This window comes from Pseudomonas sp. M2 (assembly GCF_015751845.1).
GTDB lineage: Bacteria > Pseudomonadota > Gammaproteobacteria > Pseudomonadales > Pseudomonadaceae > Aquipseudomonas > Aquipseudomonas putida_E.
The window spans coordinates 4,145,717-4,166,490 of sequence record NZ_JADOUD010000001.1 but is presented as its reverse complement, the minus strand read 5'-3'; the positions used below and the strand labels follow the sequence as shown (position 1 = coordinate 4,166,490).

The following is a 20,774-nucleotide window of genomic DNA, read 5'->3' as shown; positions in this document are numbered from 1 at the left end:
CAGCGGCGACGCGCCCTTCTCTTGCAGCTTGCAGCTCGAAGCCCCCCTAAGCCAGCCTGCAACGATCGAAAAACCGCTCCCGCCCCAGAATCATCAACGCTGCGCGCTTGTGCGGAAAATCGAACTCCTTGTCGCAATGGAAGCACTGGTCGTGCATGTAGCCGATCATCTTGCCATTGTCGGCACGGGGCTCGGCCACCACCCGCTGGGTGCGTGGGTCATCCAGAAACAGGTAATGCACCAGCGCCGACAACCAACTGGCGACCTTGTGCGGACCGCGATGCGCCTGCTCACCCACCAGCATGTGGATGCCGCGGTCGTAGTCGTCGGCTTGATAGAACGGCGCGATGCGGTCCTCCTTGGCCCAATAAGCCTCGAAGTAGGCAAATGGCTGATCGTCGAAACAGCCGATCAAGGTCACGGTGTGCGGGTCGGCTTCCAGCTTGGCCAGGTATTCCCTGTGCTGCTCCAACGACCCGCCCTCCTGCCAGAATTGCTCCACACGCGGATCGTTCTGCCAGCGATTGAAGCGCTCCAGGTCCTGTTCGAGCTCCAGGGTGCGCAGCGACACCCAACTCCCCAGGCGCGCATCGAAGCGCCGATACACCTCGCCATGGGGCTTGGGTGCGCGGCGCGGGTGGCGCTTGCCATTGCTGATCTGCATCTGTTGTGGGTATGCGCCGCTGACCAACTGGCCAAGCCAAGGCTGTGGCAACTGCCAGAACATAGCGCGCTCGCACAGGTACACGCCTGGCTGTTCCGTGCTGAGCAACAGGCCGCTGGCGAGGGTCTCAGGTACAGGCTGCGGCAGGTGCCAGGCAAGGCGCTGACAGGCTGGATCCCGCGACAACAACCAGTAACAGGCGGCCCACAGGGCCTGCTGTGGGCGTTCGGGGCATAGGCGTTCAATATGCACCGCCAGGGTAGCAGCTGGCGCAAGGCGCACCTGGATCAGCGGGCGACCCTCCAGGGTCAGGCTCAACCAGCAATCGCCCTCTTCAGCGCTCAGGCTGCGCCAGCGAGGCTGTGACAAGGGCTGAGAAGCGGCATCGAACGGCATGGTCAGGGCTCACAGAAAATGAAAGAAAGGCTCATTTCTGAAAACGTCACTGCAATCGGGGAATTTAGTCATGGGGGGCTTCGACGGTGATCCGGTAAGGCTGGAAGATGCGGGCCAGTTCGCCGGTATCACGCAGATGGCGCAGCAGCGCGGCCAATTGCGCATCGCTGATAGGCGCGCCGGGGCGCAGCAAAGCATAGTGATGATAGACCTGGTCGATGCGCGTGGAGGCGATCAACCGGCTGTGACTGGCCGGGTTGCGCGCCAGGAAATCACTGAGGTAAGAGCGCGTCACCAGCGCGATGTCGGCTCGGCCAGCCTGGACCATCAGCAGGTTGCTGTCGTGCGAATAGGTCAGCGTGGCGTTGTAGGTCTTGCGCAGGTAGTTGGGGTCCGGATTGAAACGGGCGAATGCATAGTGGTAGCCGTTGAACAGCGCCAGGCGCTTGCCGGCGAGATCATCGAAATAATGCTGGTCCCGGCCATCGGCCTGTTTGGCCACGAACACCTCTGCATCTTCCAGGCCCATATCCACCGCCTGATGCGGTATCCGTTGCCAGCCCCACTGCGGGTTTTCGAAGATGGCCATATCGGTACGGCCTTGCTGGAAATCGCCAAAGCGCCGCTGAATCGATGTGGGCACCAGCACGAAGCGATAATCTTGCTGCAGGCGGTTCAACGCTTCGACCAGTTGCGGCAGCAGCCCGGTGTCGGCACCCTGCTCGGGGCGAACCGTATAAGGCGGAAAATGCGCAGCGCCGACCTTTACCTCGATGGCGTCGGCAGCCCAGACCGGTGCCGCCAGCCATACCGCGGCCAGCATCAACAGGGTGGTCAAAGCCTTCAGGCCGGGCGCTGGAGTCAAGACGGACACTCATCACGGTTCATACCTGGATGCGCCTAAGCTAGGCGTTTTCCTGGCAAGGCACAACTGCTGGTTATGCCAAAGTGAGGGCATTTTGCCAGGGGATGCCGTGACGCCCGACATTGGCTACGCTGCTTTGGCATGTATGGCGAGGGAGCCTGGTATGGGCCACTGGTTGGTGATCGACCTGGAAGCTACCACCGATGACGGTGGCTGGCCGGTGACGGAGATGGAAATCATTGAAATCGGCGCCAGCCTGGTGACCCGTGAAGGCCGCGAAGTGGACCACTTCCAGCGCTTCGTGCGGCCCAGGCGGCGGCCGCAACTGACGCCGTTCTGCCGCGAACTGACGCACATCAGCCAGGCCAATGTGGATAGCGCAGCGCCATTTCCCGAGGTATGGGCGCGTTTCGAACGCTGGTTGGGGCACCATCGCGGGCAATTGCAGGCTTGGGTCAGCTGGGGTGATTACGACCGCCAGCAGTTACTGCAGGAATGGCAGCAACATGAGCTCGACAGCCTGTTGCGCGACCTGCCGCATATCAACCTCAAGCAGCGCTTCGCCAAGGCTCGTCACCTGCAGCGTCCGACGGGCCTCAACGGTGCCCTGCAACTGGCCGGTATGCATTTTTGCGGGCAACAGCACCGGGCGCTGGAGGATGCCCGCAATACCGCGCGGCTATTGCCCTTGAGCCTGCCGGGCATTTGAGCTCTGGGCCGCCTGAAAGCAGATGACGGGGCGGATGGGCTTGGGCATACTGGCCAGCCCTTTTTCATCCCCTCTTTTTCAGGAGTCGCCCCATGTTCAAGGTCAACGAGTACTTCGATGGTACCGTCAAGTCGATCGCCTTCGAAGGCACTGAAGGCCCGGCCACCGTCGGCGTCATGGCACCGGGCGAATACGAGTTCGGCACCGCCAAGCGCGAAATCATGCACGTGGTTTCCGGTGCGCTGACCGTCAAGCTGCCGGGCAGCGACAACTGGGAAACCTTCAACGCCGGCGACAAGTTCAATGTGGCCGCCGACAGCAAGTTCCAGCTGAAAGTGGCGGTGGATACTGCCTACCTGTGCGAGTATCGCGACTGATCTGTTGCTGCACACACGGTCGCTTGTAGGAGCGGCCTTGTGTCGCGAAAGGGCTGCGAAGCAGACCCAGCAATTGTTGTTGCGCTGCTGAATCCTGGGTCTGCTTCGCAGCCCTTTCCGACCGGTCCGGCGCCCCGGCAAGGCCGCTCCTACAGGTAGTCAGCCTCTGAGGAACCCCGCTACCTTCTCAGCCGCCGCCTGCAAATGCTGCTCATGGCTGAACCCCGAAGCCTTCAGCGGTTTCAGATCATGATCGCCTGCCACCAGCCAGCTCACCTCGATCGACGGTGACAGCGCATACCCCTGCACTGCGTCACGATTACCCAGCGCATCCCGCTCGCCCTGCACGATCAACGCAGGCGTCTGCAAGCCCGCCAAATGCTCGACCCGTGGTTTTTCCGGTTTGCCCACGGCATAGAACGGATAGCCCAGGCACACCAGCGCGTCAGCACCCAACTCGTCGGCCAGCACGCTGGCCATGCGCCCGCCCATTGACTTGCCGCCAATCGCCAGCTTGCCCGTGACCAAAGGTCGCACCTGCCGGTACACCTCGCGCCAGCATTCGAGCAACACCTTCTGTGGGTTGGGTGGCCGCTTGCCACCCCCTGCCCTGCGCTCGGCCATGTAGGGAAACTCGAAGCGAACCACCCCTACGCCAAGCGCCGCCAGCCTTTGCGCCATTTCATCCATGAACCCGCTGTCCATCGGCGCGCCAGCGCCATGGGCCAGGATCAGGCACGCCGCAGCACTGCCATCTTGCTGATTCTGCGCCGGATTGCAGTGCAAGCCTGGGACATTTCCGATCTTCGCCCATTGATCCCCGTCAATACCGGCACGTTGCCCATTAATCATGCTTGCCTCGCTGTAAAGCCTGCCAATAACCGTGGATGGGAACCCATACATGAACACAACCAGCAGTACCGCCTATAACTACAAGGTGGTCCGCCAATTCGCCATCATGACGGTGGTGTGGGGAATCGTCGGGATGGGGCTCGGCGTCTTCATCGCCGCCCAGCTCGCCTGGCCTTCCCTTAACTTCGACCTCCCCTGGACCAGCTTCGGCCGCCTGCGCCCACTGCATACCAATGCGGTGATCTTCGCGTTCGGCGGCTGCGCACTGTTCGCCACCTCCTATTATTCGGTGCAACGCACCTGCCAGACCACCCTCTTCGCACCAGGGCTGGCCGCGTTCACTTTCTGGGGCTGGCAACTGGTCATCCTGCTGGCGGCCATTACCTTGCCGCTGGGTTACACCAGCTCCAAGGAATACGCCGAGCTGGAATGGCCGATCGACATCCTGATCACCATCGTCTGGGTCTGCTACGCCATCGTGTTCTTCGGCACTTTGATCAAGCGCACCACCAAGCATATCTATGTCGGCAACTGGTTCTTCGGTGCCTTCATCCTGACCGTGGCCATGCTGCACATCATCAACAACCTCGAACTGCCGGTCAGCCTGACCAAGTCGTACTCGGTCTACGCCGGGGCCACCGACGCCATGGTGCAGTGGTGGTACGGCCACAACGCCGTGGGCTTCTTCCTCACTGCAGGCTTCCTGGGGATGATGTACTACTACGTGCCCAAGCAGGCCGAACGCCCGGTGTATTCCTATCGCCTGTCGATCGTCCACTTCTGGGCGCTGATCACCCTGTACATCTGGGCCGGCCCCCACCACCTGCACTACACCGCGCTGCCCGACTGGGCGCAGTCGCTGGGCATGGTGATGTCGCTGATCCTGCTGGCCCCCAGCTGGGGCGGCATGATCAACGGCATGATGACCCTGTCCGGTGCCTGGCACAAACTGCGCAGCGACCCGATCCTGCGCTTTCTCGTGGTATCGCTGGCGTTCTACGGCATGTCCACCTTCGAAGGCCCGATGATGGCCATCAAGACGGTCAACGCCCTGTCCCACTACACCGACTGGACCATCGGCCACGTGCATGCCGGCGCCCTCGGCTGGGTGGCGATGATCTCCATCGGCGCGCTGTACCACACCATTCCGCAAGTATTCGGCAAGGCACGCATGTACAGCATCGGCCTGATCAACGCGCACTTCTGGCTGGCGACCATCGGCACCGTGCTGTACATCGCCTCGATGTGGGTCAACGGCATCGCCCAGGGCCTGATGTGGCGCGCGGTGAACAGCGACGGCACGCTCACCTACTCGTTCGTGGAAACCCTGGTGGCCAGCCACCCGGGCTTCATCGTGCGTTTCGTCGGTGGTGCGATCTTCCTCAGTGGCATGTTCCTGATGGCCTGGAACACTTGGCGCACCGTACGTGCTCCGGCCACCGAGGCCGCCCCTGCCAACGCCCAGCTGGCCTGAGGAGACCTGCCTGATGAAACATGAAGTCATCGAAAAAAACGTCGGCCTGCTGGCCCTGTTGATGGTGTTCGCCGTCAGCATCGGCGGCCTGACCCAGATCGTCCCGCTGTTCTTCCAGGACGTCACCAACAAGCCGGTCGAAGGCATGAAGCCTTACACCGCGCTGCAGCTTGAAGGCCGCGATATCTATATCCGCGAAGGTTGCGTGGGCTGCCACTCGCAGATGATCCGCCCGTTCCGCGCCGAGACCGAACGCTACGGCCACTACTCGGTGGCCGGTGAAAGTGTGTGGGACCACCCGTTCCTGTGGGGCTCCAAGCGTACCGGCCCGGACCTGGCCCGGGTCGGCGGGCGCTACTCCGACGACTGGCACCGCGCGCACCTGTACAACCCGCGCAACGTGGTACCGGAGTCGAAGATGCCGTCCTACCCATGGCTCGTCGCCCAGCAGGTCGACAACAGCCACACCGACACCAAGATGCGCACCCTGCGCACCCTGGGGGTGCCGTACACCGACGAGGACATTGCCGGTGCGCGTGATGCGGTCAAGGGCAAGACCGAGATGGACGCCCTGGTCGCCTACCTGCAGGTGCTCGGCACCGCGATCAAGAACAAGAGGTGAGTGCGATGGAAATGGATATCGGCATGATCCGCGGCGTGGGCACCCTGGTGGTGATGATTGCCTTCATCGGCCTTTCGCTGTGGGTGTTCAACCGCCGCCGCGACCATGATTTCGCCGAAGCGCGCCTGCTGCCCTTCGTCGACGACCGCCTGCCCCCTGCCGGGCAGGACACTGGCATGAGGAGTAATCCCCAATGACTACCTTCTGGAGTACGTACATCTGCGTACTGACCATCGGCAGCCTGATCGGCCTGACCTGGCTGCTGCTGTCGACCCGCAAGGGCCAGAGCAGCAACACCACCGACCAGACCATGGGGCACAGCTTCGACGGCATCGAGGAGTATGACAATCCGCTGCCCAAGTGGTGGTTCTGGCTGTTCGTCGGCACCCTGGTGTTCGCGGTGGGCTACCTGATCCTCTACCCGGGCCTGGGCAACTGGAAGGGCGTCCTGCCCGGCTACGAGAATGGTTGGACCGGCGCGAACGAATGGCAGAAGGAAATGGACAAGGCCGACGCCAGGTTCGGCCCGATCTTCGCCAAATACGCGGCCATGCCGGTCGAGGAAGTGGCCAAGGACCCGCAGGCATTGAAGATGGGCGGCCGCCTGTTCGCCTCCAACTGCTCGGTGTGCCACGGCTCGGACGCCAAAGGCGCCTATGGTTTCCCCAACCTGACCGACAACGACTGGCGCTGGGGCGGCGAGCCCGAAACCATCAAGGCGTCGATCATGAATGGCCGCCACGGCGTGATGCCCGCCTGGGCTGAGGTGATCGGCGAACAGGGCGTGGCGGATGTAGCCGCCTACGTGCTGAGCAACCTCGATGGCCGCAGCCTGCCGGAAGGCGCCAAGGCTGATGTGGCCAAGGGCAAGGAGATCTTCGCCGGCAACTGCGTGGCCTGCCACGGGCCCGAGGGCAATGGCACCCCAGCCATGGGCGCGCCTAACCTGAACCATCCGCAGGCGTTCATCTACGGTTCGAGCTTTGCCCAGCTGCAGCAGACCATTCGCTATGGCCGCCAGGGGCAAATGCCGGCCCAGGTGGATATCCAGGGCAACGACAAGGTGCATTTGCTGGCGGCTTATGTGTACAGCCTTTCGCAGGGTGATATGCCTGCAACCGTGACTGCCAAGTAACACCCCGGGGCCGCAAAGCGGCCCCAGCACCTCCCCGCCCCTAGCCCCGCCTTGCACCCCCTCCGAACAGAACTAAGCTTGTTGCCACAGTGGCCTTCGCTGTCAATCCAGCGAAGCAGACGCGGTGCATCGCCTGACGCCGCCTGGAAAAAAAGCTTGACCGATCGATCAGAAAAAGATGAAAAACGGTACACATTACAAATATTTATTTGTGTACAATCGCCCGAACCCTATTGCCGCGGGACACCGGCATAAGGGCCCGGACACGGGTCGGCGCAGGGCTCCTTGCGTTGCCATAACCCTGGCGGTTATCGATACTGGCGCCGATTTTTCAACCAACAAGAACACCAAAACCGTGGAACCTTAGAATGAGCACAGCAATCAGTCCGACTGCTTATAACTATAAGGTCGTCCGCCAGTTCGCCATCATGACGGTGGTCTGGGGGATCCTTGGCATGGGCCTGGGCGTTTTCATCGCCTCGCAGCTGGTGTGGCCGCAACTGAACCTGGACCTGCCCTGGACCAGCTTCGGCCGCCTGCGCCCCTTGCACACCAACCTGGTCATCTTCGCCTTCGGCGGCTGTGCGTTGTTCGGCACCAGCTACTACGTGGTGCAGCGAACCTGCCAGACCCGGCTGATTTCCGACAGCATGGCCGCCTTTACCTTCTGGGGTTGGCAGGCCGTGATCGTCGGTGCGCTGATCACCTTGCCGATGGGCTACACCACCACCAAGGAATACGCCGAGCTCGAGTGGCCACTGGCGATCCTGCTGGCCATCGTCTGGGTGACTTACGGGCTGGTGTTCTTCGGCACCATCGTCAAGCGCAAGACCAAGCACATCTACGTCGGCAACTGGTTCTACGGCGCCTTCATCGTGGTTACCGCGATGCTGCACATCGTCAACCACATCTCGCTGCCGGTGAGCCTGTTCAAGTCCTACTCGGCCTACTCCGGCGCCACCGACGCGATGATCCAGTGGTGGTACGGCCACAACGCCGTGGGCTTCTTCCTCACCACCGGCTTTCTGGGGATGATGTACTACTTCGTGCCCAAGCAGGCCGAGCGGCCGATCTACTCGTATCGCCTGTCGATCGTCCACTTCTGGGCGCTGATCACCCTGTACATCTGGGCAGGCCCGCACCACCTGCACTACACCGCGCTGCCCGACTGGGCGCAGTCGCTGGGCATGGTGATGTCGATCATCCTCCTGGCGCCGAGCTGGGGCGGCATGATCAACGGCATGATGACCCTCTCCGGTGCCTGGCACAAACTGCGCACCGACCCGATCCTGCGCTTCCTCGTGGTATCGCTGGCGTTCTACGGCATGTCCACCTTCGAAGGCCCGATGATGGCCATCAAGACCGTGAACTCGCTGTCGCACTACACCGACTGGACCATCGGCCACGTACACGCCGGCGCGCTCGGCTGGGTGGCGATGATCTCGATCGGCGCCGTGTACCACATGATCCCGCGCCTGTATGGCCGCGATCAGATGCACAGCGTGGGCCTGATCAACGCGCACTTCTGGCTGGCGACCATCGGCACCGTGCTGTACATCGCCTCGATGTGGGTCAACGGCATCACCCAAGGCCTGATGTGGCGCGCCATCAACGATGACGGCACGCTGACCTACTCCTTCGTCGAAGCCCTGCAGGCCAGCCACCCGGGCTACATCGTCCGCGCACTGGGCGGTGCGTTCTTCGCCTCCGGCATGCTGCTGATGGCTTACAACGTGTTGCGCACCGTACGCGCCGCCAACCCGGCAGAAGCGGATGAAGCCGCCAAGATCGTCGTTGTGGGAGCCCACTGATGAAGCATGAAGCTGTCGAGAAGAACATCGGCCTGCTGGCCTTCTTCATGGTCATCGCCGTGAGCGTCGGTGGCCTCACCCAGATCGTCCCGCTGTTCTTCCAGGACGTCACCAACAAACCCGTCGAAGGCATGAAGCCGCGCACCGCGCTGGAAGTCGAAGGCCGTGACATCTACATCCGCGAAGGTTGCGTGGGCTGCCACTCGCAGATGATCCGCCCGTTCCGCGCTGAAACCGAGCGCTACGGCCACTACTCGGTGGCCGGTGAAAGCGTGTGGGATCACCCGTTCCTGTGGGGCTCCAAGCGCACCGGCCCGGACCTGGCCCGCGTCGGCGGCCGCTATTCCGATGACTGGCACCGCGCACACCTGTACAACCCGCGCAACGTAGTGCCGGAGTCGAAGATGCCGGCCTACCCGTGGCTGGTGGAAAACACGCTCGACGGCAAAGACACCGCGAAGAAGCTGGAAGTGCTGCGTACCCTGGGCACGCCGTACACCGATGCCGACATCGCCGGTGCCCGCGACGCGGTCAAGGGCAAGACCGAAATGGACGCACTGGTCGCGTACCTGCAGGGTCTTGGCACCATCATCAAAAGCAAACGGTGACGCTGATGGATATCGGGATGATTCGCGGCCTGGGCACCGTCGTGGTGATGGTGGCCTTCGTGGGCCTGGCGCTGTGGGTGTTCAACCCACGGCGCAAACAGGAGTTCGACGAGGCAACCCAACTGCCGTTCGCCGATGACCCCGAGGCCAAAACGCACGTCGAGCAAGCGCAAGCAAAAGCTTCTGGGAGCAAACAACAATGACAACCTTCTGGAGTCTGTACGTCACCGTCCTGACCCTGGGCACCATCTTCGCGTTGACCTGGCTACTGCTGTCGACCCGCAAGGGCCAGCGCGAAGAGGTCACCGACGAAACCGTCGGGCATGCCTTCGATGGCATCGAGGAATACGACAACCCCCTGCCCAAATGGTGGTTCTGGCTGTTCGTCGGCACCATCATTTTCGCCCTCGGCTACCTGGTGCTGTACCCGGGCCTGGGCAACTGGAAAGGCGTGCTGCCTGGGTATTCGTACCTGGATAACGACAAGCAGACCGAGTTCACCAACGGTCAGCCCGGCTGGACCGGCGTGCACGAGTGGGAAAAAGAAATGGCCAAGGCCGATGCCCGCTTCGGGCCAATCTTCGCCAAGTATGCGGCCATGCCTATCGAAGAAGTGGCCAGGCAGCCGCAAGCGCTGAAGATGGGCGCGCGGCTGTTTGCGTCCAACTGCTCGGTGTGCCACGGCTCCGACGCCAAGGGCGCCTACGGCTTCCCCAACCTCACCGACAACGACTGGCGCTGGGGCGGCGAGCCGGAAACCATCAAGGCCAGCATCATGGGCGGCCGCCATGGCGTGATGCCGGCGTGGGCGGAGGTGATCGGCGAGCAAGGCGTGGCCGACGTGTCAGCCTTCGTGATCAGCAAGCTCGATGGTCGCAGCCTGCCTGAAGGCGCCAAGGCCGATGTCGAGAACGGGCAGAAGATCTTCGCCGCCAACTGCGTGGCGTGCCATGGCCCTGAAGGCAAAGGCACACCCGCCATGGGCGCGCCGAACCTGACCCACCCGCAGGCGTTCATCTACGGCTCGAGCTTCGCTCAGTTGCAACAGACCATCCGCTATGGTCGCCAGGGGCAGATGCCGGCGCAGGAGCAACTGCAAGGCAATGACAAAGTTCACCTGCTGGCGGCTTATGTGTACAGCCTGTCGCATCAGGAGCAGGAGCCTGAAAAGGCCGAGTGATGCCTGCACTGGCCTATCGCCGGCAAGCCGGCCCCCGCACGGCGTGGGAGCCGGCTTGCCGGCGATAGGGCCGGTAGATTCAGCGCTAGATGACCTGGATCAATTGACACCCGCCTTAACACGATTAACACCCCGAACCCAACGCGACTAAAGGTCGCAGAGCGACCCCGGCGTGCCATCAGCGGCGTATCATGGGGCGCAGCGCTAGCAGAATGCGCGAGACTGCGGCCGGCACGCACTGGCCGCGGCATTTCTCCACTGCCGTGGGACTTGATGATGAGCAAGCAAATTCCGGTACATGACGTTACCCCGCCTGCCAGCAAAGGGAAGGATTCCGTCGACCTCTACGCCTCTCGCGAGAAAATCTACACCCGCGCCTTCACCGGCCTGTTCCGCAGGTTGCGAATGGTCGGCGGGGCAGCGCTGTTCCTTTTGTACTTTGGCACTGTCTGGCTGAACTGGGGCGGCCATCAGGCCGTCTGGTGGAACCTGCCCGAGCGCAAGTTCTACATCTTCGGCACCACCATCTGGCCGCAAGACTTCATCCTGCTCTCGGGCATCCTCATCGTCGCCGCCTTTGGCCTGTTCTTCGTTACCGTGTATGCCGGCCGCGTATGGTGCGGCTACACCTGCCCGCAAAGCGTGTGGACGTGGATCTTCATGTGGTGCGAAAAGGTCACCGAAGGCGACCGCAATCAGCGCATGAAGCTTGACCGGGCCCCGATGAGCGCCAACAAGTTCCTGCGCAAGTTCACCAAGCACAGCCTGTGGCTGCTGATCGGCTTCGTCACCGGCATGACCTTCGTCGGCTACTTCTCGCCGATTCGCGAACTGGCCATCGAATTCTTCACCGGCCAGGCCGATGGCTGGGCCTACTTCTGGGTCGGCTTCTTCACCCTGGCCACCTACGGCAACGCCGGCTGGCTGCGCGAGCAGGTGTGCGTGTACATGTGCCCCTACGCACGCTTCCAGAGCGTGATGTTCGACAAGGACACCCTGATCGTCTCCTACGACCCGCGCCGCGGTGAAACCCGCGGCCCGCGCAAGAAGGACACGGACTACAAGGCCCAGGGCCTGGGCGACTGCATCGACTGCACCATGTGCGTACAGGTCTGCCCCACCGGCATCGACATACGCGACGGGCTGCAGATCGAGTGCATCGGCTGCGCCGCCTGCATCGACGCGTGCGACAGCATCATGGACAAGATGAACTACCCCAAAGGCCTGATCAGCTACACCACCGAACACAACCTGTCGGGGCAGAAGACCCACATGCTGCGCCCAAGGCTGATCGGCTACGCACTGGTGCTGCTGGTGATGATCGGCGCCCTGGCCACCGCCTTCGCCACCCGCTCGCTGGTGGGCTTCGACGTCAGCAAGGACCGCGTGCTGTACCGCGAGAACGCCCAGGGGCGGATCGAGAACGTGTACAGCCTCAAGGTCATGAACAAGGACCAGCGTGATCACGTCTACGTGCTGGACGCCGCTGGCCTGCCTGACTTGCGGCTCGAAGGCCAGCGGGAAATCCGCGTGGCCGCCGGCGATATCGTCAGCCTGCCGGTGCAGTTGTCGGTCGCCCCCGAGAAGCTGCCCTCGACCACCAACGAAATCACCTTCACCCTCAAAAGCGCCGATGACAGCGCTGCCGAGGTCGAAGCCAAGAGCCGCTTCATCGGCCCACAGATCCGCTGAGAGAGAACGCGAACCATGCCTGCCGCCACCGCCACCAGCCCTTGGTACAAGCACCTCTGGCCCTGGATCATCATCGGCATCCTCACTACCTCGGTATGCCTGAGCCTGACCATGGTCAGCATCGCCGTGAACAACCCCGACAACCTGGTCAACGACAACTACTACGAGGCTGGCAAAGGCATCAACCGCTCGCTGGACCGTGAATTGCTGGCGCAGAACCTGGGCTTGAAGGCCAGCGTGCACCTGGACGAGCTGACGGGCGAAGTGGACCTGCGCCTGGCCGGCAGCAGCGACCCGCAGAGCCTGGAGCTGAACCTGATTTCACCTACCCAGCCAGAGAAGGACCGTAAGGTGCTGCTGAGCCGGGTCGAGGCAGGGCGCTATGTGGGGCAACTGGAAGACAAGGTGGACGGGCGCCGCTTTGTCGAGCTGCTGGGTAGCGAAAGCGGCCAGGTGTGGCGCTTGTTCGAGGAGGAAAAAGTGGCGCATGGTGTGACCTTGCAGTTGGGCGATGAAGCCATCCAGGGCGCTGAACACTTGTAGCGGCCTTGCCGGGGCGCCGGACCGGTCGGAAAGGGGCGCGAAGCGGCCCCAGCAACCTATGCTGCCAAGCTGAGCAGTCTATGCTGCGAAGCTCAAAATTTGGGGCCGCTTCGCGCCCCTTTCGCGACACAAGGCCGCTCCTACAGGGGAACGCGCCGGCCAGCCGATATATGTAAGGCAATGATGTGATGACCCAGCCCACCCCCTGCTACCACTGCGCCCTGCCCGTCCCCCCGGGCAGCCGCTTCACCGCCGTGGTCCTCGGCCAGCCCCGGCAGTTCTGCTGTCCCGGCTGCCAGGCAGTGGCCGAGTCGATCGTCGCCGGTGGCCTGGAGCACTACTACCAGCACCGCAGCGACAACAGCGCCAACCCCGAGGCCCTGCCCAAGCAGTTGCAGGACGAACTGGCCCTGTACGACCGCAGTGACGTGCAACAGACCTTCGTCCGTCACCAAGGCGACCTGGCCGAAACCACCCTGCTGGTCGAAGGCATCAGCTGCGCCGCCTGCGGCTGGTTGATCGAAAAGCACTTGCGCAACCTGCCCGGCGTGGCCGACGCACGCCTTAACCTGTCCAACCATCGCCTGCTGCTCAGTTGGGAAGACCAACGCCTGCCGCTCTCGCGATTGTTGGCCGAGCTGCGCCAGATCGGCTACGCCGCCCACCCCTACCAGCCAGACCAGGCCGCCGAGCAACTGGCCCGCGAAAACCGCAGCGCCCTGCGCAGGCTGGGCGTGGCCGGGCTGCTGTGGTTCCAGGCGATGATGGCGACCATGGCCACCTGGCCGGAATTCAACATCGACCTGTCGCCCGAGCTGCACACCATCCTGCGCTGGGTGGCGCTGTTTCTCACCATCCCGATCGTGTTCTACAGCTGCGCGCCCTTCTTCAAAGGGGCCGCACGCGACCTGCGCACCCGCCACCTGACCATGGACGTGTCGGTATCGCTGGCCATCGCCCTGGCCTTTGGTGCCGGGATCTGGACGGCCATCACCGGCAGTGGCGAACTGTATTTCGACACCGTGGGCATGTTCGCACTGTTTCTGCTCACCGGCCGCTACCTTGAACGCCGCGCACGCGAGCGTACGGCAGCGGCCACCGCGCAACTAGTCAACCTGCTACCGGCCTCTTGCCTGCGCCTGGACAGCCTTGGCCGCAGCGAGCGCATCCTGCTCAGCGAACTGCAACGCGGCGACACCGTGCAGGTGTTGCCCGGCGCAGTGATCCCGGCTGACGGGCGCATTGTCGAAGGCCGCTCCAGCGTCGACGAGTCGCTGCTGACCGGTGAGTACCTGCCGCAACCGCGGCGGGTCGGCGACCGGGTCACCGGCGGCACCCTGAATGTCGAAAGCACGCTGAACGTAGAAATCGAAGCCCTTGGCCAGGAGTCGCGACTGTCGGCCATCGTCCGCCTGCTGGAACGCGCGCAGACGGAAAAGCCACGCCTGGCGCAGATTGCCGACCGTGCATCGCAATGGTTCCTGCTGTTCACGCTGGTGGCCGCCATCGTCATAGGCCTGTGGTGGTGGCACCTGGACCCGACACGGGCGTTCTGGATTGTCCTGGCCATGCTGGTAGCCACCTGCCCATGCGCGCTCTCGCTCGCCACCCCTACTGCACTGACCGCCGCCACCGGTACGCTGCACAAGCTCGGCCTGCTGGTCACCCGCGGCCATGTACTGGAAGGCCTCAACCAGATCGACACGGTCATTTTCGACAAAACCGGCACGCTCACCGAGGGCCGCCTGACGCTGCGCAGCATTCGCCCGCTGGGCGCGGTGGCCGCCGACCGCTGCCTGGCCCTTGCCGCCGCCCTGGAAAACCGCTCCGAGCACCCCATCGCCCGCGCCTTCGGTCGCAATGCCGAGCCTGCGGAGGATGTGCAAACGGTACCTGGGCTGGGCCTGGAAGGGCTGGTCGGCGGGCAACGCCTGCGCATCGGCCAGCCCACGTTCGTTTGCGCCCTCAGCGGCGCCGAAATCCCGACTGTCCCGGAGCCCCGCGGCCAATGGCTGCTGCTGGGTGATCGCCAAGGCCCGCTGGCCTGGTTCGGCCTGGACGACCGCCTGCGCGAGGACGCCCCTGCCCTGCTGGCGGCCTGCAAGGCGCGTGGCTGGCGCACCCTGCTGCTGTCGGGCGACAGCTCGCCCATGGTCGCCGAAGTAGCCGCCCAACTGGGTATCGATCAGGCCATCGGCGGCCTGCGCCCGGACGACAAGCTGGACCGGCTCAAGGCTCTGCAGGCTTCAGGACGCAAGGTGCTGATGCTGGGTGACGGGGTCAACGATGTGCCGGTGCTGGCCGCCGCCGATATCAGCATTGCCATGGGCAGTGCCACCGACCTTGCCAAGACCAGTGCCGATGCAGTGCTGTTGAGCAACCGCCTGCAAGCGCTGGTACATGCCTTCGACCTGGCCCGCCGCACCCGCCGCAACATCCTCGAGAACCTGCTTTGGGCGACCCTGTATAATGGCCTCATGCTGCCGTTTGCCGCGCTCGGCTGGATCACCCCGGTATGGGCCGCCGTCGGCATGTCGGTCAGCTCGCTGATCGTGGTCCTCAATGCCCTGCGCCTGACCCGGCTGCCGGGCGTGGCGGCCACCGCCAGCGCCCCACAACCTGCCATTGCCTGATCAGGAGCCGCCCATGCCAGCCCTCTATGTCATGATCCCGGCCGCCCTGCTGCTCGTCGGCGTCGCCGTGTACATCTTTTTCTGGGCGGTGGACAGCGGCCAGTACGACGACCTTGAAAGCCCTGCCCACAGCATCCTGTTCGACGACCAGGACCCACGCCACCAGGCTGCTGTCAAACAAGAGCCCGACGAGCCGCAAGACAAGGACCAACCACCCCGTGCCTGACCTGCTTCCCCTGCTCGGCTCCGCGCTGGTCCTCGGCCTGCTCGGCGGCGGCCACTGCCTGGGCATGTGCGGCGGCCTGATGGGCGCATTGACCCTGGCGATCCCGCCGGAGCAACGCGGCCGGCGCCTGCGCCTGCTGCTGGCGTACAACCTTGGGCGGGTCCTCAGTTATGCCTGCGCCGGCCTGCTGCTGGGCCTGGCCGGCTGGGCGGTAGCCAGCAGCCCTGCCGCCCTGGCACTGCGAGTGGTGGCCGCGTTGCTGCTGATCGCCATGGGCTTGTACCTGGCCGGCTGGTGGAGCGGGCTGACACGCATCGAAGCACTGGGCAGAGGGCTTTGGCGGCATATCCAGCCAGTGGCCTCGCGCCTGTTGCCGGTCTCCAGCCTGCCACGGGCCCTGCTGCTTGGCGCGCTGTGGGGCTGGTTGCCGTGCGGGCTGGTTTACAGCACCTTGCTGTGGGCAGCCAGCCAGGGCAATGCGGGGTATAGCGCGGCGCTGATGCTGGCGTTCGGGCTGGGTACCTGGCCGGTGCTGCTGGCCACGGGGCTGGCGGCGGAGCGGGTCAACAGCCTGTTGCGGCGGCGTAGCGTGCGCATGGCAGGAGGACTGCTGGTCATCCTGTTCGGCCTGTGGACACTGCCGGGGCCGCACCAGCATTGGCTGATGGGGCACTGACAGGCGCTGCTGCGCAGCGGCCCCCTAGCTCTTGATACAAATCAACACAGATTCCTACAGACGACCATAGACTCCGGGGCACTGCTGCTCATTCCGGGGACCGCCCACATGCTCGAAGATCTACGCTGGGATGCCGACCTGATCCGCCGCTACGATCTGGCCGGCCCGCGCTACACCTCCTACCCGACCGCGGTGCAACTGCACAGCGAAGTCGGCTCGTTCGACCTGCTCCACGCCCTGCGCGAAAGCCGCCGGGCCGTGCGCCCGCTGTCTGTGTACGTACACGTGCCGTTCTGCGCCAACATCTGCTACTACTGCGCCTGCAACAAGGTGATCACCAAGGACCGTGGCCGAGCCGCACCCTACCTGCAGCGCCTGGAGCAGGAAATCCAGCTGATCGCCTGCCACCTGGACCCTAAACAGCGTGTTGAACAGTTGCATCTGGGCGGCGGCACGCCGACCTTCCTCAGCCATGTGGAACTGCGCCAGCTGATGGCCACCCTGCGCCAGCACTTCAACCTGCTGGACGATGATTCCGGCGACTACGGCATCGAACTGGACCCGCGCGAGGCCGACTGGTCGACCATGGGCCTATTGCGCGAACTGGGCTTCAACCGCGTGAGCCTCGGTGTGCAGGACCTGGACCCTGCGGTGCAGCGCGCGATCAACCGCCTGCAGAGCCTGGAACAGACCCGCACCCTGATCGAGGCGGCGCGCACCTTGCAGTTCCGCTCGGTCAACCTGGACCTGATCTACGGCCTGCCCAAGCAGACCCCGGAAGGCTTCGCCCGCACCGTCGAGGAAGTGATCCGCCTGCAGCCCGACCGCCTCTCGGTCTTCAACTATGCTCACCTGCCTGAGCGCTTCATGCCGCAACGGCGTATCGACAGCAACGACCTGCCGGCCCCGGCAGCCAAGCTGGAGATGCTCCGGGCCACCATCGAGCAGCTCACCGCCGCCGGCTATCGCTACATCGGCATGGACCACTTCGCCCTGCCCGACGACGAGCTGGCCGTCGCCCAGGAAGAAGGTACCCTGCAGCGCAACTTCCAGGGCTACACCACCCACGGCCACTGCGACCTGATCGGCCTGGGGGTTTCGGCAATCAGCCAGATCGGCGACCTGTACTGCCAGAACAGCAGCGACCTCAATACTTATCAGGACGCGCTGTCCGGCTCCCAGCTGGCAACCCAGCGCGGCCTGCTGTGCAATCACGATGACCGCCTGCGACGGGCAGTGATCCAGCAACTGATCTGCCACTTCGAGCTCGACTTCGAGCCGATCGAAAGCGCCTTCACCATCGATTTTCGGGGCTATTTCAACGATCTTTGGCCAGCGCTGCTGAACATGCAAAGGGACGGCCTGATCCGCCTCGACGAAAAGGGCATCCGCATCCTGCCGGCCGGGCGCCTGCTGGCCCGCTCGGTATGCATGGTGTTCGACGCGTATCTGGCGATGCACGACCGTCAGCGATTCTCGCGGGTGATCTAGCCAAGCGAATCGTTGACCGTGTGGACAAGCCCGCTTGCCAGGCACACTATGGGCAAGAACGGACCCCCGGCATGATGCAGCTGGGGTTCGGCCAAGGCGCATCATCCTCGCGCACACTGGCCTACACCCTATGCCGTAGGTTACCCTTACGACTTATGTGTGCTTTCCCACAAGGATCGATTCAAATGTCCGAGCCAGTCAAACTGCGCGCCCACGGCCAGGCCCATTGCAAGGATTGCAGCCTGGCCCCCCTGTGCCTGCCTCTTTCGCTCAACCTGGAAGACATGGATGCACTGGATGAAATCGTCAAACGCGGACGCCCGCTGAAAAAGGGCGAGTTCCTGTTCCGCCAGGGTGACAATTTCGGCTCGGTTTACGCCGTACGTTCCGGCGCCCTCAAGACGTTCAGCCTGAGCGACAGCGGCGAGGAGCAGATCACCGGCTTCCACCTGCCCAGCGAACTGGTCGGCCTGTCCGGCATGGACACTGAAGCCTACCCGGTCTCGGCCCAGGCGCAGGAAACCACCTCGGTGTGCGAAATCCCGTTCGAGCGCCTCGATGAGCTGTCGGTGCAACTACCCCAGCTGCGCCGCCAGCTGATGCGGGTGATGAGCCGTGAGATCCGTGACGATCAGCAAATGATGCTGCTGCTGTCGAAAAAGACCGCCGATGAGCGCATTGCCACCTTCCTGGTCAACCTGTCGGCACGCTTCCGCGCCCGCGGCTATTCGGCCAACCAGTTCCGCCTGAGCATGTCGCGCAACGAAATCGGCAATTACCTGGGCCTGGCCGTTGAAACCGTGTCGCGGGTGTTCACCCGCTTCCAGCAGAACGGCCTGCTGCGCGCCGAGGGCAAGGAAGTGCACATCCTCGACCCGATCCAGCTGTGTGCGCTGGCCGGTGGTGCGATGGAGGCCTGAAAGCCTGCTTGAAAAAGGTATACTGGCGCATTCGTTTTTCAGGATACCTGCAACAATGCACAGCGAAGCCTTCGACCTCAAAGCCCTGATCCGCCCGGTAGTGGACTTCCCCAAGCCGGGTGTGATCTTCCGCGACATCACCCCGCTGTTCCAGTCGCCACGCGGGCTGCGTTATGTCGCCGACCAGTTCATCGAACGCTATGTCGAGGCGGAGTTCAGCCACATCGGCGCCATGGATGCCCGGGGCTTTCTGATCGGCTCGATCATCGCCCACCAGTTGAACAAGCCGCTGATCCTGTTCCGCAAGCAAGGCAAACTGCCGGCTGACGTACTATCTGAGGGGTATCAGACCGAGTACGGTGAAGCCTTCCTGGAAGTGCATGCCGACAGCCTGTGCGAAGGCGATTCGGTGCTGATCTTCGATGACCTGATCGCCACCGGCGGCACACTGCTGGCCGCAGCCAACCTGGTGCGCCGCACCGGTGCACAGGTGTTCGAGGCGGCGGCGATCATCGACCTGCCTGAGCTGGACGGTTCGCGCCGGCTGCAGGCGGCGGGTGTGCCGACCTTCTGCCTGACCGAGTTTTCGCTGAGCGAGTACTGAGTGATTCTTGGGGTGCTTTGCACCCCTTTCGCGACACAAGGCCACCCCTACAGGGGACCGCGTACGGCCTTGTGTCGCGAAAGGGCCGCACAGCGGCCCCAGCAATTCAAATCAAAGGGAAATCGGCTTACGCCCCGCAAAGGCATGTGCCAGGGTGCCGCCGTCGACCAGCTCCAGCTCGCCGCCCAGCGGCACGCCATGGGCAATCCGCGAGGCTACCAGCCCCTTCTCGGCCAGCAACTGCGCGATGTAATGTGCTGTCGCCTCCCCTTCCACAGTCGGGTTGGTGGCCAGGATCACCTCGGTAAAGCTGCCCTGCTCCTCGATCCGCGCCATCAGCTGCGGCACGCCAATAGCATCAGGCCCCAGGCCATCAAGCGGCGACAAGTGCCCCTTGAGCACGAAGTAGCGACCGCGATAGCCGGTCTGCTCCACCGCATACACATCCATCGGCCCCTCCACCACGCACAGCTGGGTATCGTCGCGGCGCGTATCAGCGCATTGCGGGCACAACTCCTGCTCGGTCAAGGTGCGACACTGGCGGCAATGGCCAACCCCTTCCATGGCCAGGCTAAGCGCCTGGGCCAGGCGCACACCACCGCTGCGGTCGCGTTCCAGCAACTGCAGGGCCATGCGCTGGGCGGTTTTCTGGCCGACGCCCGGCAGCGTGCGCAGGGCGTCGATCAGTTGGCGGATAAGGGGGCTGAAGCTCATGGGAAAGGCCTGATAATTCTATGAGAGGCGGTTTATACCGGCGCAGCCTGACAGCGTCAAATCTCACCTATCACAAGCGGCGCTCGATCCAAAGGCCGCCAGAACAATCCAGGCATGCGCCCGGCAGCATCAGCAACGACCTGTAAACAACACCACAAAAAAAGCCGCCCTGGAACCCAGCGGCGGCTTTTCAACTGCAAATGCCTTAGAACGGCATCTTGAAGCCCGGCGGCAGCTGCATGCCTGCAGTCATGCCACCCATTTTTTCCTGGCTGCTCTGCTCGACCTTACGTACGGCATCGTTCAGTGCAGCAGCAATCAGGTCTTCGAGCACTTCCTTGTCGTCTTCTTCAGTCGACATCAGGCTTTGATCGATGCTGACGCGCTTGACGTCATGACGGCCGGTCATCACCACGCTGACCAGGCCGCCACCAGACTGGCCCGTCACTTCGGCGTTGGCCAGCTCTTCCTGCATCTTGGCCATTTTTTCCTGCATCTGCTGGGCCTGCTTCATCAGGCCGGCCATGCCACCTTTCATCATGGGGGTATACCTCGATTGGGTCGTGTGATGCAGCCCGCCGC

The 20,774-nt window shown here is 63.4% G+C and carries 23 protein-coding genes; 18 read left to right on the top strand and 5 right to left on the bottom strand.

Annotated elements, in window-relative coordinates:
- Positions 1-46: 46 nt before the first annotated feature.
- Together IWW33_RS19460 and IWW33_RS19455 are read right to left on the bottom strand one after the other, a co-directional pair.
- Positions 47-1,060, bottom strand: a complete 1,014-nt coding sequence (locus IWW33_RS19460) for a GNAT family N-acetyltransferase (RefSeq protein ID WP_119687511.1) — start codon at positions 1,058-1,060, stop codon at positions 47-49.
- Between the two features lie 64 nt (positions 1,061-1,124).
- The gene (locus IWW33_RS19455) at positions 1,125-1,925 is read right to left on the bottom strand and encodes a transporter substrate-binding domain-containing protein (RefSeq protein WP_119687512.1); all 801 of its coding nucleotides are present in this window, start codon (positions 1,923-1,925) and stop codon (positions 1,125-1,127) included.
- 163 nt (positions 1,926-2,088) lie between these two features.
- Between IWW33_RS19455 and IWW33_RS19450 the strand changes: the two genes are divergently transcribed.
- Together IWW33_RS19450 and IWW33_RS19445 are read left to right on the top strand one after the other, a co-directional pair.
- Complete coding sequence (locus IWW33_RS19450) at positions 2,089-2,634, top strand: exonuclease domain-containing protein (RefSeq protein WP_119687513.1); 546 nt, start codon at positions 2,089-2,091, stop codon at positions 2,632-2,634.
- 92 nt (positions 2,635-2,726) lie between these two features.
- Positions 2,727-3,011, top strand: a complete 285-nt coding sequence (locus tag IWW33_RS19445; protein ID WP_012315400.1) for a pyrimidine/purine nucleoside phosphorylase — start codon at positions 2,727-2,729, stop codon at positions 3,009-3,011.
- A 159-nt stretch (positions 3,012-3,170) separates the two neighbouring features.
- Here IWW33_RS19445 and IWW33_RS19440 read toward each other — a convergent pair whose 3' ends face one another.
- Complete coding sequence (locus IWW33_RS19440) at positions 3,171-3,863, bottom strand: alpha/beta family hydrolase (RefSeq protein ID WP_119687514.1); 693 nt, start codon at positions 3,861-3,863, stop codon at positions 3,171-3,173.
- A gap of 49 nt (positions 3,864-3,912) precedes the next feature.
- Here IWW33_RS19440 and ccoN (IWW33_RS19435) point away from each other — a divergent pair, with 49 nt between their 5' ends.
- From ccoN (IWW33_RS19435) to IWW33_RS19360, 16 genes are all read left to right on the top strand, one after another.
- Positions 3,913-5,337 (top strand): cytochrome-c oxidase, cbb3-type subunit I, encoded by a 1,425-nt coding sequence (ccoN, locus tag IWW33_RS19435; protein ID WP_012315402.1) that lies wholly within the window; start codon positions 3,913-3,915, stop codon positions 5,335-5,337.
- Positions 5,338-5,350: 13 nt separating this feature from the next.
- Positions 5,351-5,959, top strand: coding sequence for a cytochrome-c oxidase, cbb3-type subunit II (ccoO, locus tag IWW33_RS19430; protein WP_023381403.1), 609 nt, complete (start codon positions 5,351-5,353; stop codon positions 5,957-5,959).
- Between the two features lie 5 nt (positions 5,960-5,964).
- Positions 5,965-6,156: a CcoQ/FixQ family Cbb3-type cytochrome c oxidase assembly chaperone gene (locus IWW33_RS19425; RefSeq protein WP_012315404.1), complete on the top strand. Its 192-nt coding sequence runs from the start codon at positions 5,965-5,967 to the stop codon at positions 6,154-6,156.
- Positions 6,153-7,094 (top strand): cytochrome-c oxidase, cbb3-type subunit III, encoded by a 942-nt coding sequence (ccoP, locus tag IWW33_RS19420; protein ID WP_046785291.1) that lies wholly within the window; start codon positions 6,153-6,155, stop codon positions 7,092-7,094. Before IWW33_RS19425 ends, ccoP (IWW33_RS19420) begins: the two co-directional genes overlap by 4 nt.
- Before the next feature lie 368 nt (positions 7,095-7,462).
- Positions 7,463-8,905: a cytochrome-c oxidase, cbb3-type subunit I gene (ccoN, locus tag IWW33_RS19415; protein WP_012315406.1), complete on the top strand. Its 1,443-nt coding sequence runs from the start codon at positions 7,463-7,465 to the stop codon at positions 8,903-8,905.
- A complete protein-coding gene (gene ccoO / locus IWW33_RS19410; RefSeq protein ID WP_012315407.1) occupies positions 8,905-9,513 on the top strand; it encodes a cytochrome-c oxidase, cbb3-type subunit II in 609 nt (202 codons plus the stop codon). Before ccoN (IWW33_RS19415) ends, ccoO (IWW33_RS19410) begins: the two co-directional genes overlap by 1 nt.
- Positions 9,514-9,518: 5 nt before the next feature.
- A complete protein-coding gene (locus tag IWW33_RS19405; protein ID WP_012315408.1) occupies positions 9,519-9,716 on the top strand; it encodes a CcoQ/FixQ family Cbb3-type cytochrome c oxidase assembly chaperone in 198 nt (65 codons plus the stop codon).
- Positions 9,713-10,693 carry a cytochrome-c oxidase, cbb3-type subunit III gene (gene ccoP / locus IWW33_RS19400; RefSeq protein ID WP_046785293.1) on the top strand — a complete coding sequence of 327 codons (981 nt, stop codon included), beginning with the start codon at positions 9,713-9,715 and terminating at the stop codon, positions 10,691-10,693. The genes IWW33_RS19405 and ccoP (IWW33_RS19400) overlap by 4 nt, the downstream gene beginning before the upstream one ends.
- Positions 10,694-10,969: 276 nt before the next feature.
- Positions 10,970-12,385, top strand: coding sequence for a cytochrome c oxidase accessory protein CcoG (gene ccoG, locus IWW33_RS19395; protein WP_046785294.1), 1,416 nt, complete (start codon positions 10,970-10,972; stop codon positions 12,383-12,385).
- A gap of 15 nt (positions 12,386-12,400) precedes the next feature.
- Entirely contained in the window at positions 12,401-12,928 is a 528-nt protein-coding gene (locus tag IWW33_RS19390; protein WP_046785426.1) for a FixH family protein, read from the top strand.
- Positions 12,929-13,116: 188 nt separating this feature from the next.
- Positions 13,117-15,561, top strand: a complete 2,445-nt coding sequence (locus tag IWW33_RS19385) for a heavy metal translocating P-type ATPase (protein WP_196914328.1) — start codon at positions 13,117-13,119, stop codon at positions 15,559-15,561.
- 13 nt (positions 15,562-15,574) lie between these two features.
- Positions 15,575-15,787 (top strand): cbb3-type cytochrome oxidase assembly protein CcoS, encoded by a 213-nt coding sequence (ccoS, locus tag IWW33_RS19380; RefSeq protein ID WP_046785296.1) that lies wholly within the window; start codon positions 15,575-15,577, stop codon positions 15,785-15,787.
- Positions 15,780-16,463: a sulfite exporter TauE/SafE family protein gene (locus tag IWW33_RS19375; RefSeq protein WP_046785297.1), complete on the top strand. Its 684-nt coding sequence runs from the start codon at positions 15,780-15,782 to the stop codon at positions 16,461-16,463. Before ccoS ends, IWW33_RS19375 begins: the two co-directional genes overlap by 8 nt.
- A gap of 108 nt (positions 16,464-16,571) precedes the next feature.
- The gene (gene hemN / locus IWW33_RS19370; protein WP_174142616.1) at positions 16,572-17,954 is read left to right on the top strand and encodes an oxygen-independent coproporphyrinogen III oxidase; all 1,383 of its coding nucleotides are present in this window, start codon (positions 16,572-16,574) and stop codon (positions 17,952-17,954) included.
- A gap of 185 nt (positions 17,955-18,139) precedes the next feature.
- Complete coding sequence (gene fnrA, locus IWW33_RS19365; protein ID WP_012315416.1) at positions 18,140-18,874, top strand: Crp/Fnr family transcriptional regulator FnrA; 735 nt, start codon at positions 18,140-18,142, stop codon at positions 18,872-18,874.
- 55 nt (positions 18,875-18,929) lie between these two features.
- The gene (locus tag IWW33_RS19360; protein ID WP_003254303.1) at positions 18,930-19,478 is read left to right on the top strand and encodes an adenine phosphoribosyltransferase; all 549 of its coding nucleotides are present in this window, start codon (positions 18,930-18,932) and stop codon (positions 19,476-19,478) included.
- 111 nt (positions 19,479-19,589) lie between these two features.
- On the opposite strand, the gene recR is transcribed toward IWW33_RS19360, so the two are convergent.
- Entirely contained in the window at positions 19,590-20,192 is a 603-nt protein-coding gene (gene recR / locus IWW33_RS19355; RefSeq protein WP_012315417.1) for a recombination mediator RecR, read from the bottom strand.
- Positions 20,193-20,397: 205 nt separating this feature from the next.
- A complete protein-coding gene (locus tag IWW33_RS19350) occupies positions 20,398-20,733 on the bottom strand; it encodes a YbaB/EbfC family nucleoid-associated protein (RefSeq protein WP_012315418.1) in 336 nt (111 codons plus the stop codon).
- Positions 20,734-20,774: the final 41 nt, after the last annotated feature.